1 protein-coding gene is annotated in these 318 nt (G+C 40.3%); it reads right to left on the reverse strand.

The genetic code is table 11. The features are described 5' to 3' along the window. Positions 1–318 (reverse strand): transposase (locus EII23_RS12735; protein ID WP_148091307.1); only part of this gene is annotated, 318 nt, incomplete at both ends.

The raw sequence follows: 318 nt of genomic DNA on the forward strand, positions 1-318 counted from the left end.
ACTTTGATGAGGTTGTTTGTCGCTTCAATTTTGGTATTTGAGTAAGGTAGCTCTAAAGCATTGATAATCATGTCCTTGTCTTTCAAAAAGGTCCTAAAGACCGTCTGAAAGATAGGATTCACCTTTGGCAGAGTCTCATTGATCAGGTCAAAGAAATGCTCAGTCTGTTTTTCTTGGAAGTGAAAGAGCAGTAATTGATAGAGTTCGTAATGTTCTCTAAGTTCTTGGGAATAGCTGAGCAGCTTAGTGAGGATTTCTTGATTCGTCAAGTGCATGCGAAAAGTCGGGCGATAGAAGCGTTTATCGCTGAGTTTACGG

Source organism: Desulfovibrio sp. OH1186_COT-070, from assembly GCF_003860215.1.
Taxonomy (GTDB): domain Bacteria; phylum Desulfobacterota; class Desulfovibrionia; order Desulfovibrionales; family Desulfovibrionaceae; genus Desulfovibrio.